Here is a 1123-nt window from a genome sequence, read left to right as displayed (position 1 = left end):
GGGCTATGAACCCGGCGACCGCTCCGCGTCGCGCGACAACAACCACCGCAACGGGAGCTCGCCGAAGACGGTGCGCACCGAGGTCGGGCCAGTCGAGCTCAAAGTTCCGCGGGACCGGGCGGGGACGTTCTCGCCGCAGATCGTGCCCAAGCACGCCCGCCGGGTCGAGGGCTTCGACGAGGCGATCATCAGCCTGTATGCGAAGGGGCTGACCACCGGCGAGATCGCCGCCCACCTGGGCGAGGTCTATGGCACCAGTGTGTCGCGGGAGCTGGTTTCGAAGGTCACCGACAAGGTCGTCGAGGAACTCGGCGCCTGGCAGAGCCGGCCTCTGGACCGCGTGTATCCCGTGGTGTTCGTCGATGCTCTGCACGTCAAGATCCGTGACGGACAGGTCGCCAACCGCCCGATCTATGTCGTACTCGGCATCAACAGCGAGGGCGAACGAGACGTGCTCGGGCTCTGGGTCGGCACCGGTGGAGAGGGTGCCAAGCACTGGATGGGGGTGCTCTCCGAACTCCGTAACCGCGGTGTCGCTGACGTGTGCATCGTGGCCTGCGACGGACTCAAGGGTCTACCGGAGGCGATCGCCGAGGTCTGGCCGCTGGCGACCGTGCAGCACTGCGTGGTGCACCTGGTCCGGGCCACGCTGCGCTACGCCTCCAAAGCGCACTGGTCGTCGATCACCAAGCAGCTCCGCACGATCTACACCGCCCCGACCGTCGACGCCGCCGAAGCCCGCTTCGCCGAGTTCGAGACAGACTGGGGCGAGCGCTACCCAGCAATCATCCGGCTCTGGCGTAGTGCCTGGGAGGAGTTCACGCCGTTCCTCGCCTTCCCACCCGAAGTTCGCCGGGTCATCTACACGACCAACGCGGTGGAGTCGTTGAACTCGCGATTCCGCCAGGCCACCCGCCGGCGGGGGCACTTCCCGAACGACCAGGCCGCGCTGAAGGTGCTCTACCTGGTCATCCGCAGCCCGATCGCCAACCGGACCAACGTGACCGGCCGGACCACCGGCTGGAAGGCTGCACTGAACGCGTTGACACTGTTCTACGGCGACCGGATCGCCCTGAACTGACACAGACGATCACCGCCCACACACGATCTTCCGGACAGTCCC

General features: G+C 66.8%; 1 protein-coding gene. It reads left to right on the top strand.

Annotated elements, in window-relative coordinates:
- The coding region (locus ACLE50_RS22325) for an IS256 family transposase (RefSeq protein WP_410945583.1) at positions 1 to 1081 on the top strand (1081 nt) is incomplete at its 5' end.
- Positions 1082 to 1123: the final 42 nt, after the last annotated feature.

Origin of the sequence: Pseudonocardia phyllosphaerae (assembly GCF_046546475.1) — a bacterium.
Taxonomy (GTDB): domain Bacteria; phylum Actinomycetota; class Actinomycetes; order Mycobacteriales; family Pseudonocardiaceae; genus Pseudonocardia; species Pseudonocardia phyllosphaerae.
Note: the sequence above shows the minus strand (reverse complement) of the source record. Positions and strands in the feature narration are given on the sequence as shown.